Origin of the sequence: Citrobacter sp. C5_2 (assembly GCF_014596845.2) — a bacterium.
GTDB classification, from domain to species: Bacteria; Pseudomonadota; Gammaproteobacteria; order Enterobacterales; family Enterobacteriaceae; genus Citrobacter; species Citrobacter werkmanii.
Map to the genome: position 1 here is coordinate 212,435 of NZ_CP115032.1, position 14,210 is coordinate 226,644.

Here is a 14,210-nt window from a genome sequence, read left to right on the forward strand (position 1 = left end):
TCTTAATGCTACGCAAAATTCACATACTGAACGCGGGATGACAATTGCCATTTTTTATCTGCGCATTACGGTTTTTTGTTTAATGATTAACCTTCGATCGCGATCGCTTTTTTAATTCTCTTTTCAATGCGCTTTTTTGGGAGCCAGCGCACGTTTGGGTATTCTCTTAATGGCGGTGTGAAATAACGTAATTGAGCAATAAATCAGGAAATTCCAGTATAGCTATATCGCAGTTTACTTGCCGTATTACCTGATTATGGAGCTTATTATGCAGGCTTATTTCGACCAACTCGATCGTGTTCGTTTTGAAGGGACTAAAACTACTAACCCGCTCGCATTTCGCCATTACAACCCTGACGAAATCGTGTTGGGCAAACGCATGGAAGATCATCTGCGTTTTGCCGCCTGCTATTGGCATACATTCTGCTGGAACGGTGCGGACATGTTCGGCATGGGCGCTTTCGATCGTCCGTGGCAGCAGCCCGGAGAAGCACTGGAGCTGGCGAAACGCAAAGCGGATGTCGCATTTGAGTTCTTTCACAAGCTGAACGTCCCTTACTACTGCTTCCATGACGTGGATGTCTCTCCGGAAGGCGCGTCGCTGAAAGAGTACAAAAACAACTTTGCGCAGATGGTTGATGTGCTGGCGGCAAAACAGGAACAAAGTGGGGTCAAGCTGCTGTGGGGAACGGCAAACTGCTTCACCAATCCACGCTACGGCGCGGGCGCGGCCACGAACCCGGATCCAGAAGTGTTCAGCTGGGCTGCCACACAGGTAGTCACGGCGATGGATGCCACGCACAAGCTAGGCGGTGAAAACTACGTTCTGTGGGGCGGCCGTGAAGGCTATGAAACGCTGCTGAATACCGATCTGCGTCAGGAACGTGAGCAGATTGGCCGCTTTATGCAGCTGGTGGTAGAGCACAAACACAAAACGGGTTTCCAGGGCACTTTGCTTATCGAACCGAAGCCGCAGGAACCGACCAAACACCAATACGACTACGATGCGGCGACCGTTTATGGGTTCCTCAAGCAGTTCGGCCTGGAAAAAGAGATCAAACTGAATATCGAAGCCAACCACGCCACGCTGGCGGGTCACTCATTCCATCATGAAATCGCCACTGCTATCGCGCTGGGTCTGTTTGGTTCTGTCGATGCCAACCGCGGTGACGCACAGTTGGGATGGGATACTGACCAGTTCCCAAATAGCGTAGAAGAGAATGCGTTGGTGATGTACGAAATCCTCAAAGCGGGCGGCTTCACCACCGGCGGTCTGAACTTTGACGCCAAAGTTCGTCGTCAGAGCACCGATAAATACGATTTGTTCTATGGTCATATTGGCGCAATGGATACCATGGCGCTGTCGCTGAAAATTGCGGCCCGTATGATTGAGGACGGTGGTCTGGATCAGCGTGTGGCCAAGCGTTACGCTGGTTGGAATGGTGAGCTGGGCCAGCAAATTCTGAAAGGGCAGATGACGCTGACGGAAATTGCGCAGTACGCTGAACAACATAATCTGGCGCCAGTGCATCAGAGCGGCCATCAGGAACTGCTGGAAAATCTGGTAAACCATTATTTGTTCGACAAATAACAGGTTTCTGAGAACGTCCGTAAGCCCGGAAAGCCACGCGCTGCCGGGCCTTTCTTTAAGGAACGATACGCTATGTATATCGGGATAGATCTTGGCACCTCAGGCGTAAAGGCCATTCTGCTGAATGAGCAGGGCGATGTGATCGCTTCGCAAACGGAGAAACTCACGGTCTCGCGTCCGCATCCGTTATGGTCAGAGCAGGACCCTGAACAATGGTGGCTGGCAACGGATCGCGCCGTAAAAGCGCTGGGCCAGCAGCATTCGCTCAGTGAGGTGAAAGCGTTAGGGATTGCCGGCCAGATGCACGGCGCGACGTTACTGGACAAGCAACAGAAAGTATTACGTCCCGCAATCCTGTGGAACGATGGCCGCTGCGCTGAAGAGTGCGTAATGCTGGAGAACCTGGTTCCGCAGTCTCGTGCTATCACCGGCAACCTGATGATGCCTGGTTTTACCGCGCCAAAGTTGCTGTGGGTGCAACGTCACGAGCCGGAGATTTTCAGCCGGGTAGATAAAGTGTTGCTGCCGAAAGATTACCTGCGTCTGCGTATGACCGGCGATTTTGCCAGCGATATGTCTGATGCGGCAGGTACGATGTGGCTGGATGTCGCCAAACGTGACTGGAGTGATGTCATGCTGGCGGCCTGTAAGCTGTCTCGTGCGCATATGCCTGCGCTATACGAAGGTTGTGCGATTACCGGAACATTACTGCCAGAAGTCGCCCTGGACTGGGGAATGAATGAGGTTGCGGTCGTTGCCGGGGGCGGTGATAACGCGGCGGGAGCGGTCGGCGTAGGCATGATGAATGCCGGTCAGGCGATGCTTTCGTTGGGTACATCCGGCGTCTATTTTGCGGTAAGCGACGGCTTCCTCAGTAAGCCGGAAAGCGCGGTCCACAGTTTTTGTCATGCTTTGCCGGAGCGATGGCACCTGATGTCCGTGATGCTGAGTGCGGCATCCTGCCTGGATTGGGCGGCGAAATTAACCGGACTGGCGAGCGTACCGGCATTGATCGACGCAGCGCAACAAGCGAATGCAGACGCCGAACCAGTCTGGTTTTTACCTTATCTGTCCGGTGAACGTACGCCGCATAATAACCCGCAGGCGAAGGGCGTATTTTTCGGTCTGACGCATCAGCATGGTCCGGCAGAACTGGCGCGGGCGGTACTGGAAGGTGTGGGTTTTGCGCTGGCCGACGGCATGGATGTCGTGCATGCGTGCGGTGTACAGCCAGCCAGCATTACGCTCATTGGCGGCGGGGCTCGCAGCGAATACTGGCGTCAGATGCTGTCTGATATCAGCGGGTTACAGCTGGATTATCGTACCGGCGGCGATGTCGGTCCTGCACTCGGTGCGGCGCGCCTGGCGCAAATTGCCATGAACCCGCAAAAGCCGTTATCAGACATACTGCCTCAGCTTACGCTGGAACAGGCGCATTATCCTGATGCTGAGCGCCATGCGCTCTACCAACAGCGTCGGGAAATCTTCCGTCGTATTTATCAGCAATTACAGCCGCTGATGTCCTGACGACCTTCCCCTCTGGATAACAGAGGGGATTGATTTAATATATATTTCAATCTAATAAATAATTGATACGCATGGATTTATTCTGAAAATCCAGTGTGGTGGCATATTTCTGTGTTGTCTTTAGCGGGTTATTCATATTGTACCCATGATGGATAAGGAGATCCCAATGAAGACGACCAGGCTGTTGCCATGGATATTATTCTTCTCTGGCATACTGATTTACGTTGTTGGCTTATGGCATGCCTGCCCGTTATTGAGTGGCAAAGGCTATTTTTTGGGTGCGCTGATGACGGGAATGTTCGTGACGTATGCTTATCAGCGTGCTGTAAATCTTAATCAGAATGACGAATGCTTCACCTCCATATGCAAGATGGTGGCGTTGATAACGCTGGGACTACTGCTGGTAGGGATATGGAATATTCCGTTAGCGCCCATCGAAAAGGGGCTATACCCGGCAGCATTCTTCGTGTGTTTGGTCGGACAAGTTTTACTGCTGCGTCCAGGGCGGAATGAACAAAACGGTGAGTCTTAACTCACCAGCCTGCGTGTATCAATGCGCTGCAACAGTATGGATAACAGCAGGCTACCCGCCAGCGTGGCGCTAAAAATCCATAACATATCCAGCGGCGGCCAGTTCTTGAGTTCTAAACCGTTGGTGCGTAGCGCGTGAATGATCAGCGCATGAAAGCCATAAATACCCAACGAGTGACGGGAAATAAGGCCCAATACCGGCAGAGTGTGCGTGCTGAGCGTGTTTTTGACCAGCGTCAGGAGCGAGACGGCGCAAATAAATACTGCCGGGCCGCAGTAGAGGTACCAGGTATCGGCAAAATTGCCTCGCCAGCGCAGTTCATGCAACGTGCCTCGAGAGATAACAAACACGGCGACGATGAACAACGCTGCACAGAGCCAGGTGAGCGAACGTTTCTGTGTATCCATCATGCCAATCGCCCTTCCCAGCATGCCGTACAGGATGTAATAGAACGTGTCGCCACTGATGTACAGGTTGATGGGAAGCCACTCAAAACCGCCAATTTTTTGCGAGACGGTGTTGGGATTGGCAATCACCCCAATCACTACCATGAGCGCCAGCAGCATCTTGCCGCTGATATTTTTCACCTGTATCAGCGGGGAAACCAGGTAGATGACGGCGATGGCGAAGAAAAACCACAGGTGATAGAACACCGGCTTTTGCAGCAGGTTTTTCAGCGACAGCTCAGCGTTGATCGAGGTAAACAACAGGATATAGGCCAGCGACACGCTGCTGTAAAAAAGAATGCACAGCGCGATGCGCGTGAAATGGCGCGGTTTGGCGCTGCGTTCGCCAAAAAACAGATAACCCGAAATCATAAAGAACAACGGTACGCTGACGCGAGAGGCGGAATTGAGCACATTGGCCAGATCCCAATTCAACGGGCTGACGCTGTGCGCATTGGTGATGTACCAGGTTGTGGTGTGGATCATCACGACCATTAAACAAGCTATTCCACGCAGGTTATCAATCCAGAAAATTTTGGGCTGCATCAGTTCCTCTGTCTCCATTAAAAAAAGTCTGACCGATTTTTTGCGAGCGTAACTCACTGGAATAATCTGAGTTTTTACGCTAAAGCTTGAGATGGTCTGATGAGATTCTCAAAATAAGATCCGTTTCCAGACACTAATAATAAGACTGACCAGCAAACCAGGAGGTAATAAAATGATGATGAAGTATTTCTTTCCCGCGCTCGCTATCTTTTTGTTGGCGGCGTGCGCCGACACACAGCCGCCTGCACCTGCGCAGAAGGCGCAAAAGGTGAATGCCGCACGTTCGCTCGATATGGCGGCATTGTGCAAAAGTGAAGCGGCAGAGCTTTATAACACCGGCGCGCAGAAAATTGATATCGCCGGCCTGGAACAATTCCAGGGCAGCTATGAAATGCGCGGTTCGACCTTCCGTAAAGAGAGTTTTGTCTGCTCTTTTGATGCAGACGGGCAGTTTTTGCACCTTTCCATGCGCTAAGTTCCCCCTTTTTCCCGTTTCGTACTGTATATCTTGCAGCCAGCGGGTATACTGACCGCTTCCTTTAAATCCACACGTATCCAGCACGAAATAATATGCAAAAGTTTGATACCAGGACCTTCCAGGGCTTGATCCTGACCTTACAGGATTACTGGGCTCGCCAGGGCTGCACCATCGTTCAACCATTGGACATGGAAGTCGGCGCGGGGACATCTCACCCAATGACCTGCCTGCGTGCGCTGGGGCCGGAACCGATGGCGACTGCGTATGTGCAGCCTTCTCGTCGTCCGACCGACGGCCGCTATGGCGAAAACCCGAACCGCTTACAGCACTACTATCAGTTCCAGGTAGTGATTAAGCCGTCTCCGGACAATATTCAGGAGCTGTACCTGGGTTCTCTGAAAGAGCTGGGTATGGACCCGACCATTCACGACATCCGTTTCGTGGAAGATAACTGGGAGAACCCGACGCTGGGTGCCTGGGGGCTGGGTTGGGAAGTGTGGCTGAACGGTATGGAAGTCACGCAGTTCACCTACTTCCAGCAGGTTGGTGGTCTGGAATGTAAACCTGTGACCGGGGAAATTACCTACGGTCTGGAACGTCTGGCCATGTACATTCAGGGCGTAGACAGCGTTTACGACCTGGTCTGGAGCGACGGCCCGCTGGGTAAAACCACTTACGGCGACGTGTTCCATCAGAACGAAGTGGAGCAATCCACCTATAACTTCGAATACGCCGACGTGGACTTCCTGTTCACCTGCTTCGAGCAGTACGAGAAAGAAGCGCAGCAGCTGCTGGCGCTGGAAAACCCACTGCCGCTGCCTGCGTATGAACGTATTCTGAAAGCCGCTCATAGCTTCAACCTGCTGGATGCGCGTAAAGCCATCTCCGTCACCGAGCGTCAGCGCTATATCCTGCGCATTCGCACCCTGACCAAAGCAGTGGCAGAAGCTTACTACGCTTCCCGTGAAGCCCTTGGCTTCCCGATGTGCAACAAAGAGAAATAAGAGGCGGCCATGTCTGAGAAAACTTTTCTGGTGGAAATCGGCACTGAAGAGCTGCCACCAAAAGCACTGCGCAGCCTGGCTGAGTCCTTTGCTGCGAACTTTACCGCGGAGCTGGATAACGCTGGCATCGCGCACGGCAACGTTGAGTGGTTCGCCGCACCGCGTCGTCTGGCGCTGAAAGTCGCGAACCTGGCTGAAGCGCAACCTGACCGTGAAGTTGAAAAACGCGGCCCGGCAATTGCTCAGGCGTTTGACGCCGAAGGCAAACCGAGTAAAGCGGCAGAAGGTTGGGCGCGTGGCTGCGGTATCACCGTTGACCAGGCCGAGCGTCTGACCACCGATAAAGGCGAGTGGTTGTTGTACCGCGCGCATGTGAAAGGCGAAAGCGTTGAAACGCTGCTGCCGAACATGATCGCCACCTCGCTGGCTAAGCTGCCGATCCCGAAACTGATGCGCTGGGGCGCGTCTGACGTCCATTTCGTGCGTCCGGTTCACACCGTGACTCTGCTGCTGGGTGACAAAGTGATTCCGGCAACGATTCTGGGCATTCAGTCCGATCGCGTGATTCGCGGCCATCGCTTTATGGGCGAAGCGGAATTCACCATCGATTCTGCCGATCAATACCCAGAAATCCTGCGTGAGCGCGGTAAAGTGATTGCGGATTACGCTGAGCGTAAAGCGAAAATCAAAGCCGATGCTGAAGAAGCGGCGCGCAAGATTGGCGGTAACGCCGATCTGAGCGAAAGCCTGCTGGAAGAAGTCACCTCGCTGGTGGAATGGCCAGTAGTGCTGACCGCGAAGTTCGAAGATAAATTCCTCGCGGTTCCGTCAGAAGCGCTGGTTCACACCATGAAAGGCGACCAGAAGTACTTCCCGGTTTACGCCAACGACGGCAAACTGCTGCCGAACTTTATCTTCGTTGCCAACATCGAGTCGAAAGATCCGAGCCAGATTATCTCCGGTAATGAGAAAGTTGTACGCCCGCGTCTGGCGGATGCCGAGTTCTTCTTCAATACCGACCGTAAAAAACGTCTGGAAGATCATCTGCCGCGTCTGCAAACCGTGCTGTTCCAACAGCAACTGGGTACGCTGCGCGACAAGACCGATCGTATCCAGGCGCTGGCGGGCTGGATTGCTGGCCAGATTGGCGCCGACGTTAACCACGCAACGCGTGCGGGCCTGCTGTCCAAGTGTGACCTGATGACCAACATGGTCTTCGAGTTCACCGACACCCAGGGCGTGATGGGCATGCACTATGCGCGTCATGATGGCGAAGCGGAAGATGTGGCCGTGGCGCTGAACGAGCAGTATCAGCCGCGCTTTGCCGGCGATGACCTGCCGTCTAATCCGGTAGCCTGTGCCGTGGCGATTGCCGACAAGATGGATACCCTGGCGGGTATCTTTGGTATCGGCCAGCATCCGAAAGGCGACAAAGACCCGTTTGCGCTGCGTCGTGCTGCGCTGGGCGTGCTGCGTATTATCGTTGAGAAGAACCTGAATCTCGATCTGCAAACGCTGACCGAGGAAGCGGTTCGTCTGTATGGTGACAAGCTGACCAACGCGAAAGTCGTGGATGACGTTATCGACTTTATGCTCGGTCGCTTCCGCGCCTGGTATCAGGATGAAGGTTACACCGTTGATACCATTCAGGCCGTGCTGGCGCGTCGTCCGACTCGTCCAGCTGATTTCGACGCACGTATGAAGGCGGTATCGCACTTCCGTACGCTGGAAGCCGCGTCCGCGCTGGCTGCGGCGAACAAGCGTGTATCGAACATCCTGGCGAAGTCTGAAGAAACGCTGAACGACCGCGTGAATGCGGCAACGCTGAAAGAGCCGGAAGAAATTGCGCTGGCGATGCAGGTTGTGGTGCTGCGCGACAAGCTGGAGCCTGTCTTTGCAGCCGGGCATTACCAGGAAGCGCTGGTTGAGCTATCGGCTCTGCGTGAACCGGTCGATGCGTTCTTCGAGAAAGTCATGGTTAACGTAGAAGATAAAGAACTGCGTATTAACCGTCTGTCTATGCTCGAAAAACTGCGCGAGCTGTTCCTGCGCGTGGCGGATATTTCGCTGCTACAGTAACGGTCCTGAGCTGACTTAGAAAATGCCGGATGGCGTCTCCGCCTTATCCGGCATTTTTTTATGTTGTTAGCGCAACTGCAACTTAGTCAGGCAGGTCTGGCTGTCTTCCATAGTCTTAATGGGATACTCGGCTGATTTACCGTTGTAGCTTACTGCGAGGGTGCCTTCCATATTGCGCGGTAGCCATACCCCGACGAAGCCGTTTCGACCGCTCTTCATCGCTTTTTGTACTACGACCTCTCCCTTACTGTCCGTCACTTTGACATTGAATGTCTTCTCCGGCATTTCGCCCTGGCAGCCAGACAGACTATGGTTGAAGCAAGGGTGTGTTTGCCATTCATAGGGGGCAAATGACAGGTAGAATTTGTCACCGAGCGGCAGGGTATAAACCTGATCGCCAGAAGAGAGTTTCAGCGCGGTGCTGGTGACAGACGCTGAGTAAGGCAACGGGCGACTCTGCGGCGACTGGTCAATAGTCTCTACGATTTGCTCAACGGATTTACCGCTGAGTCCATGTTCCGCCAGAAAAGTGGCTTCCGGGGTCGCCGCGAATGCAGTGCCCGTTGTGAGCAAACCTAAAACCAGCAGCAGTGAGGATTTCGACATAGCTTCAATTCCTTGTGAACATTATGGAATACAGACTGGCTCACTATAAAGCTTGCCCTTAGGGAAAGGTCAAAGGTACGGCGGGTAAAGTAATGCAAAGACGCGTTTCGGTGGGATGTATTGCGAAATACAGGTAAAAAAAATCCCCGCCGTTTGGCAGGGATTCAGAATTTTGAGCTTTTTAAGCTTACAGGCTGGTTACGTTGCCAGCTGCCGGGCCTTTAGCGCCGCTTTCGATGGTGAAGGAAACTTTCTGACCTTCGTCCAGAGATTTGTAGCCATCGTTCTGGATAGCAGAGAAGTGTACGAACACGTCTTTAGAGCCATCGTCAGGAGTGATGAAGCCGAAACCTTTATCAGCGTTGAACCATTTTACGATACCAGTCATTTTACCGGACATAGTGTATTACCTTTTAAAAAATAAGTGTGCCTTTCGGCGATATGGCGTGCTCTACAGATTTTTTAACAGTAAAGGAAATGCTCACTACGAGGGGTATCAATGATAACTCTTGAAGGGACTTGCCTTACTAAACTGCTGTAATGGTCTGTACGTCAAACCGTTGAGAGCATTAACTCATTTTACGCCTGTGGATGCAACTACTATTTTCTTATTTGTGGATACCCTCCGTAAGGGAACGGCCCTTTTACCGGACCGTTCTTCAGCAAAATTAAAAAATAGTTCAATCCATCAACTGCTTACTTAATCTCGGATCGGCCTGGATCAGGCGCATCAACTTCAATTCGGTAGTGGAAGGCTTAACGCGTTTAGACTCCCATTCATGCACCATCGCGACCGTCACGCCCATCACTCGGGCAAAATCATCTGTTTTTAAACCTGTCCCTCGTCGTAGCTGTTCAAATTCGGTGAAAGGGTTGGTTTTTTGCGTCAGAGTAACTGTCTGCGATACATCTTTAAAAACAATCTGCTCCAGACTGCTCAGCAGTTCAAACATTGGATCTTTGTATTCCATTGAGAACTCCTATAAATCACACAGCGGGATCGTGAATTTCATCGAAGCTCCTTAAGAGTAGTCGGAAAAAATGAAGTCGGATCTAAGGTTTGCGTGATGGATTCGTTTCAGCAGAGTATGAGCGACCAGCCTTTACAGGCTAACAAACTGATTAAGGTCGCGATCTCCGAACGATCGCTCCCGATTGTAAAGATGACGAAAATATGGCCCTGGGCAATGAATGGCGCATTGTTTAGCAAAAAAAAGGGGGGCGGGAGCGGTTATTTTCCCTCACAAGATTACGCGGAAAGGGTATCTTGCGAGCCTGACCTGGACTATCCTTGTCAACGTCTGGCACGCGGGTGTCGTTGTGCGCATTTTTGGGTGAAAGGAGTATTAAAATGGCGACAGGTAAGTCCTGCTCTCGCTGGTTTGCGCCTGTTTTGGCGCTCTTAATGGTAGTTGGCCTGAGTGGGTGTTTTGATAAAGAAGGCGATCAGCGCAAGGCGTTTATCGATTTTCTGCAGAATACTGCAATGCGTAGCGGGGAGCGTTTACCAACGCTGACCGCCGATCAGAAAAAACAGTTTGGCCCGTTTGTGTCCGATTACGCGATTCTGTATGGCTATTCTCAACAGATTAATCAGGCGATGGACTCCGGTCTGCGCCCGGTCGTTGATAGCGTAAATGCGATTCGTGTTCCTCAGGATTATGTGACTCAGCGTGAACCGCTGCGTCAGGCAAATGGCGCACTGGGTGTGTTAGGGCAACAGTTGCAGAATGCGAAACTGCAGGCAGATGCTGCGCATGGCGCGCTGAAACAGGGCGAGGATCTCAAGCCGGTCTTTGATCAGGTCTACAATAAAGTCGTCACTGCGCCTTCAGAGGCGTTACAGCCACTGATCCCTGCCGCGCAAATCTTCACGCAGCAACTGGTGCAGGTCGGTGATTTTGTGGCGCAACAGGATACGCAGGTGAGCTTTGTCGCCAACGGTATCCAGTTCCCAACCTCACAACAGGCAAGTCAGTACAACACGTTGATTGGCCCGTTGGCTGCTCAGCATCAGGCGTTTACTCAAGCCTGGACTGCTGCGGTGAATGCCACTCAGTAAAAGAGTACTGTAATACATGCGAGGCCGGGTAAGCGTAAACACTACCCGGCCTTTTGTTTATTGCGCGACCTGCGGGTTTACGCAGTTCTTCTCCACTCTTCCTTGCAGCGCATCGATTAAGTTATCCACCGCGCAGGCCGCCATGTTATAGCGCGTTTCGTGCGTGGCTGAACCAATGTGCGGCACAGCCACCACGTTGGGCAGTGACAGCAGAGGAGAGTCTGTCGCTACTGGCTCCTGCTCAAATACATCCAGACCTGCGGCATGAATGTCGCCGTTTTGCAGAGCGCTAATCAACGCTTTTTCATCGACCACCGGGCCACGTCCGGCATTAATGAAAATGGCGGAAGACTTCATTTTGGCAAACTGCTCGCTACTGAACAGATGATGTGTTTCGTTGGTTAATGGCAGGATCAGGCAGACAAAATCAGACTCCTGCAACAGTGTGTCGAGATCGCAGTAACGCGCGTTGAAGCGTTCTTCCGCTTCGTGATGATGACGGCGGGCGTTATAGAGAATCGGCATGCTAAAGCCGAAATGCGCACGCTGCGCCAGCGCGAGCCCAATACGACCCATGCCGACAATGCCCAGCGTTTTGTGGTGGACATCCGTACCAAACCAGTCCGGTCCGATACTTTTGGTCCATTCGCCAGACTTAACCCGTTCAGCAACTTCCACCACACGGCGAGCGGTGCTTAACATCAGCGCCATCACCGTGTCGGCGACGGTTTCCGTTAGTACGGTTGGCGTATGCATCAACAGCACCTTACGCGCATTAAGGGCATCGACATCGAAGTTGTCATAGCCTACGGAAATTGTGGATGTCGCTCGCAGCCTGGGCATTTTCTCCAACAGCGCGGTATTGACGGCTTCACTGGAGCCCAGCAGGCCTTCGGCGTTGGCAAAGGCTTCGGCGTGCTGTGCGACCGTTTCCGGGCGCAGGTTCGGTACAGAAGTCACAGTAAAATGCTCTTCCAGGCGATGCAGTAAATCGTCAGGTAACGCTTTATAGAGAATAATGGACGGCTTCATGCGGATCTCCGTAAGTTAAAATTTAAGCGTGGCGTGCGCCAACAGGTAGCTGTTGATTATTAGCAGGCTTAACAATGAGAGTTAGCCATACTGAGGCAAAAAGCGCTACCCCCATAAAAATGTACGAGGCGGATGGGCTGCCGGTTGCGCCATTGAGGTAGCCGACAAACCAGGAGCCAAAGAATGAGCCTAATGCGCCCATGCTGTTAATCAGCGCCATGGCGCCACCGGCCACGTTGCGCGGCAGCATTTCAGGAATGATGGCGAAGAAGGGACCATATGGGGCGTACATTGCCGCGCCCGCAATAACCAGCAGCGTGTAGGACACCCAGAAGTGATCTGCGCCAACGGCCCAGGAGCCGATAAAGGCGAAAGCGGCAATCAGTAACAGCGGCCAGACAAACAGCTTACGATTTTGCAGTTTATCAGAGGCCCAGGAGACGAGAATCATCGCTGCCGTCGCCGCCAGATACGGTACGGATGACAGCCAGCCAACTTCCACCATCCCCAGATTTGCGCCGCCGTTGCGAATGATGGACGGCAGCCACAGCACAAAACCGTAGACGCCAATACTCCAGGCGAAATACTGCATACACAGCAGGATGACGTTACGTGAGCGGAAGGCCTCACCGTAGTTACGCACGGCTTTGATCCCTTGTTGCTCTTGTTCCAGTTGGGCCTGAAGCGCAGCTTTTTCGGATTCCGACAGCCAGCCGACCTGAGACGGTTTGTCTTTTACCAGTACCCACCAGCAGAACGCCCAGATGATGGCCGGGAAGCCCTCGATGATGAACATTTCCCGCCAGCCCAGCGCCTGAATGAGATAACCGGAAACGACGGACATCCATAAGACAGTCACCGGGTTACCGAGGATTAAGAAGGTGTTAGCGCGTGAACGCTCGGATTTCGTAAACCAGTTGCTGATGTAAATCAGCATTGCGGGCATCACGGCAGCTTCAACGACACCAAGAATAAAGCGGATAGCGGCCAGCATCGGAATATTGCTGACCATCCCGGTTAACGAGGCGCAAGCCCCCCACAGGATCAGGCAGACAAAAATCAGTTTTCGTACGCTGCGACGCTCGGCGTAAATTGCGCCCGGGATCTGGAAGAAGAAATAGCCAAGGAAAAACAGAGCGCCCAGCAGGGAAGAGATCCCTTTGGTAATGCCGAGATCCTCGTTAATGCCTGCGGCGGAGGCGAAGCTGAAGTTCGCGCGGTCAAGGTACGCCAGGCTATACGTGATAAACACGATTGGCATGATGTACCACCAGCGTTTTGCTGCATTGGTTGAGCTATTCATAGACTGCCCTCTGGTTATGCTGATACGCCGCCTCTGTATGTAGGGTACAGAGTTGGCCGGGGGTTTATTCCCCTAATTGTTCACGTGTGGGTAATCCTTCGCTGTCGCCCTGAACCTGAATGGCCAGTGCGCCAATTTTATTGCCGCGGGTCACCGCCTGATGCAGCGAGCGGCCTTCCAGCAGAGCGCTGATCACGCCCACGGCAAAGCCATCGCCAGCGCCGACCGTATCAACCACGTTGTCGACTTTTACCGGTGCGACGCAGCCGTGCTCGCCGCTGGCGGTTTTGTACCAGGCGCCATCTGCCCCGGTTTTGATAATGACTGCCTTCACGCCATGGCGCAGATAAAAGTCGGCGATGGCTTCAGGCGTTTGTTGTCCGGTGAGAATCATTCCCTCTTTTAGGCCTGGCAAAACCCAGTCAGCCTGGAACGCCAGCCGGTTCAGTTTTTCCACCATCTCGGCTTCGCTTTTCCACAGCACCGGACGTAAATTCGGGTCAAAGGAGATGGTTTTCCCTAGGGCTTTCAGCGTGCGGGCGGTATGCGCCAGAAGTTCATAGGAGCTGGCGGAAAGCGCGGCTGCCACGCCGCTCAGGTGCAAGTGACGTGCGCTGGCAAAATAGTTCTCGTGGTAATCCTCAATACTGAGATGGCTGGCTGCGGACCCTTTGCGGAAGTACTCCACAATGGGATCGGTTCCATTTTCGACCTTAGATTTAAGCTGAAAGCCGGTAGCGAAGCGCTCGTCCTGGGTGACTCCCTGCGCATCAATCCCTTCTTTTTCCAGCGACTTAATAATAAAACGGCCAAAACTGTCGTTACCTACGCGGCTTACCCAGCCGACATTCAGACCCAAACGAGCAAGACCGGTCGCCACGTTGAGTTCAGCGCCTGCCACGCGCTTGATAAATTGCTCTACATCCGCCAGGTCGCCGGTTTGCGTGGCGACAAACATCGCCATCGCTTCACCAATGGTGACCACATCCAGTGAATTCTTCATG

Annotated in this window: 14 protein-coding genes; 7 read left to right on the plus strand and 7 right to left on the minus strand. The window is 53.0% G+C overall.

The features are described 5' to 3' along the window. Nucleotides 1–268 precede the first annotated feature (268 nt). The 3 genes from xylA to yiaB all read left to right on the plus strand — a co-directional run bounded on the left by xylA (nucleotide 269) and on the right by yiaB (nucleotide 3,650). The gene (gene xylA, locus ICA20_RS01035; RefSeq protein ID WP_038635208.1) at nucleotides 269–1,591 is read left to right on the plus strand and encodes a xylose isomerase; all 1,323 of its coding nucleotides are present in this window, start codon (nucleotides 269–271) and stop codon (nucleotides 1,589–1,591) included. A gap of 72 nt (nucleotides 1,592–1,663) precedes the next feature. Continuing rightward, complete coding sequence (xylB, locus tag ICA20_RS01040) at nucleotides 1,664–3,118, plus strand: xylulokinase (RefSeq protein WP_038635206.1); 1,455 nt, start codon at nucleotides 1,664–1,666, stop codon at nucleotides 3,116–3,118. 166 nt (nucleotides 3,119–3,284) lie between these two features. After that, a complete protein-coding gene (gene yiaB / locus ICA20_RS01045) occupies nucleotides 3,285–3,650 on the plus strand; it encodes an inner membrane protein YiaB (protein ID WP_038635205.1) in 366 nt (121 codons plus the stop codon). Here the strand turns inward: yiaB and ICA20_RS01050 are convergent. Then, a complete protein-coding gene (locus tag ICA20_RS01050) occupies nucleotides 3,647–4,642 on the minus strand; it encodes an acyltransferase (protein ID WP_038642921.1) in 996 nt (331 codons plus the stop codon). The genes yiaB and ICA20_RS01050 overlap by 4 nt on opposite strands. Nucleotides 4,643–4,814: 172 nt before the next feature. Here ICA20_RS01050 and ICA20_RS01055 point away from each other — a divergent pair, with 172 nt between their 5' ends. From ICA20_RS01055 to glyS, 3 genes are all read left to right on the plus strand, one after another. Further along, nucleotides 4,815–5,117 carry a YsaB family lipoprotein gene (locus tag ICA20_RS01055; protein WP_038635204.1) on the plus strand — a complete coding sequence of 101 codons (303 nt, stop codon included), beginning with the start codon at nucleotides 4,815–4,817 and terminating at the stop codon, nucleotides 5,115–5,117. Nucleotides 5,118–5,212: 95 nt separating this feature from the next. Further along, a complete protein-coding gene (gene glyQ / locus ICA20_RS01060) occupies nucleotides 5,213–6,124 on the plus strand; it encodes a glycine--tRNA ligase subunit alpha (protein ID WP_001168552.1) in 912 nt (303 codons plus the stop codon). Nucleotides 6,125–6,133: 9 nt separating this feature from the next. Continuing rightward, nucleotides 6,134–8,203 (plus strand): glycine--tRNA ligase subunit beta, encoded by a 2,070-nt coding sequence (gene glyS, locus ICA20_RS01065; protein ID WP_038635201.1) that lies wholly within the window; start codon nucleotides 6,134–6,136, stop codon nucleotides 8,201–8,203. Between the two features lie 66 nt (nucleotides 8,204–8,269). On the opposite strand, the gene cueP is transcribed toward glyS, so the two are convergent. The 3 genes from cueP to ICA20_RS01080 all read right to left on the minus strand — a co-directional run bounded on the left by cueP (nucleotide 8,270) and on the right by ICA20_RS01080 (nucleotide 9,780). Further along, on the minus strand, nucleotides 8,270–8,809 hold the full coding sequence (cueP, locus tag ICA20_RS01070; protein WP_038635199.1) for a copper-binding periplasmic metallochaperone CueP: 540 nt from the start codon (nucleotides 8,807–8,809) through the stop codon (nucleotides 8,270–8,272). A 187-nt stretch (nucleotides 8,810–8,996) separates the two neighbouring features. Beyond that, a complete protein-coding gene (cspA, locus tag ICA20_RS01075) occupies nucleotides 8,997–9,209 on the minus strand; it encodes an RNA chaperone/antiterminator CspA (RefSeq protein WP_000014594.1) in 213 nt (70 codons plus the stop codon). Between the two features lie 280 nt (nucleotides 9,210–9,489). After that, a complete protein-coding gene (locus ICA20_RS01080; RefSeq protein ID WP_003024273.1) occupies nucleotides 9,490–9,780 on the minus strand; it encodes an HTH-type transcriptional regulator in 291 nt (96 codons plus the stop codon). Between the two features lie 380 nt (nucleotides 9,781–10,160). Between ICA20_RS01080 and ICA20_RS01085 the strand changes: the two genes are divergently transcribed. After that, a complete protein-coding gene (locus tag ICA20_RS01085) occupies nucleotides 10,161–10,871 on the plus strand; it encodes a DUF3053 domain-containing protein (protein ID WP_038635187.1) in 711 nt (236 codons plus the stop codon). A gap of 57 nt (nucleotides 10,872–10,928) precedes the next feature. Here ICA20_RS01085 and ghrB read toward each other — a convergent pair whose 3' ends face one another. The 3 genes from ghrB to ICA20_RS01100 all read right to left on the minus strand — a co-directional run bounded on the left by ghrB (nucleotide 10,929) and on the right by ICA20_RS01100 (nucleotide 14,209). Continuing rightward, on the minus strand, nucleotides 10,929–11,903 hold the full coding sequence (gene ghrB / locus ICA20_RS01090) for a glyoxylate/hydroxypyruvate reductase GhrB (protein ID WP_038635185.1): 975 nt from the start codon (nucleotides 11,901–11,903) through the stop codon (nucleotides 10,929–10,931). A gap of 22 nt (nucleotides 11,904–11,925) precedes the next feature. After that, complete coding sequence (locus tag ICA20_RS01095; protein WP_038635177.1) at nucleotides 11,926–13,206, minus strand: MFS transporter; 1,281 nt, start codon at nucleotides 13,204–13,206, stop codon at nucleotides 11,926–11,928. A 64-nt stretch (nucleotides 13,207–13,270) separates the two neighbouring features. Continuing rightward, a complete protein-coding gene (locus ICA20_RS01100) occupies nucleotides 13,271–14,209 on the minus strand; it encodes a sugar kinase (RefSeq protein ID WP_038635175.1) in 939 nt (312 codons plus the stop codon). Nucleotide 14,210: the final 1 nt, after the last annotated feature.

Coding starts and splice junctions, on each gene's coding strand:
- xylA (WP_038635208.1), top strand. CDS start 269: ATGCAGGCTTATTTCGACCAACTCGATCGTGTTCGTTTTGAAGGGACT.
- xylB (WP_038635206.1), top strand. CDS start 1,664: ATGTATATCGGGATAGATCTTGGCACCTCAGGCGTAAAGGCCATTCTG.
- yiaB (WP_038635205.1), top strand. CDS start 3,285: ATGAAGACGACCAGGCTGTTGCCATGGATATTATTCTTCTCTGGCATA.
- ICA20_RS01050 (WP_038642921.1), bottom strand. CDS start 4,642: ATGCAGCCCAAAATTTTCTGGATTGATAACCTGCGTGGAATAGCTTGT.
- ICA20_RS01055 (WP_038635204.1), top strand. CDS start 4,815: ATGATGATGAAGTATTTCTTTCCCGCGCTCGCTATCTTTTTGTTGGCG.
- glyQ (WP_001168552.1), top strand. CDS start 5,213: ATGCAAAAGTTTGATACCAGGACCTTCCAGGGCTTGATCCTGACCTTA.
- glyS (WP_038635201.1), top strand. CDS start 6,134: ATGTCTGAGAAAACTTTTCTGGTGGAAATCGGCACTGAAGAGCTGCCA.
- cueP (WP_038635199.1), bottom strand. CDS start 8,809: ATGTCGAAATCCTCACTGCTGCTGGTTTTAGGTTTGCTCACAACGGGC.
- cspA (WP_000014594.1), bottom strand. CDS start 9,209: ATGTCCGGTAAAATGACTGGTATCGTAAAATGGTTCAACGCTGATAAA.
- ICA20_RS01080 (WP_003024273.1), bottom strand. CDS start 9,780: ATGGAATACAAAGATCCAATGTTTGAACTGCTGAGCAGTCTGGAGCAG.
- ICA20_RS01085 (WP_038635187.1), top strand. CDS start 10,161: ATGGCGACAGGTAAGTCCTGCTCTCGCTGGTTTGCGCCTGTTTTGGCG.
- ghrB (WP_038635185.1), bottom strand. CDS start 11,903: ATGAAGCCGTCCATTATTCTCTATAAAGCGTTACCTGACGATTTACTG.
- ICA20_RS01095 (WP_038635177.1), bottom strand. CDS start 13,206: ATGAATAGCTCAACCAATGCAGCAAAACGCTGGTGGTACATCATGCCA.
- ICA20_RS01100 (WP_038635175.1), bottom strand. CDS start 14,209: ATGAAGAATTCACTGGATGTGGTCACCATTGGTGAAGCGATGGCGATG.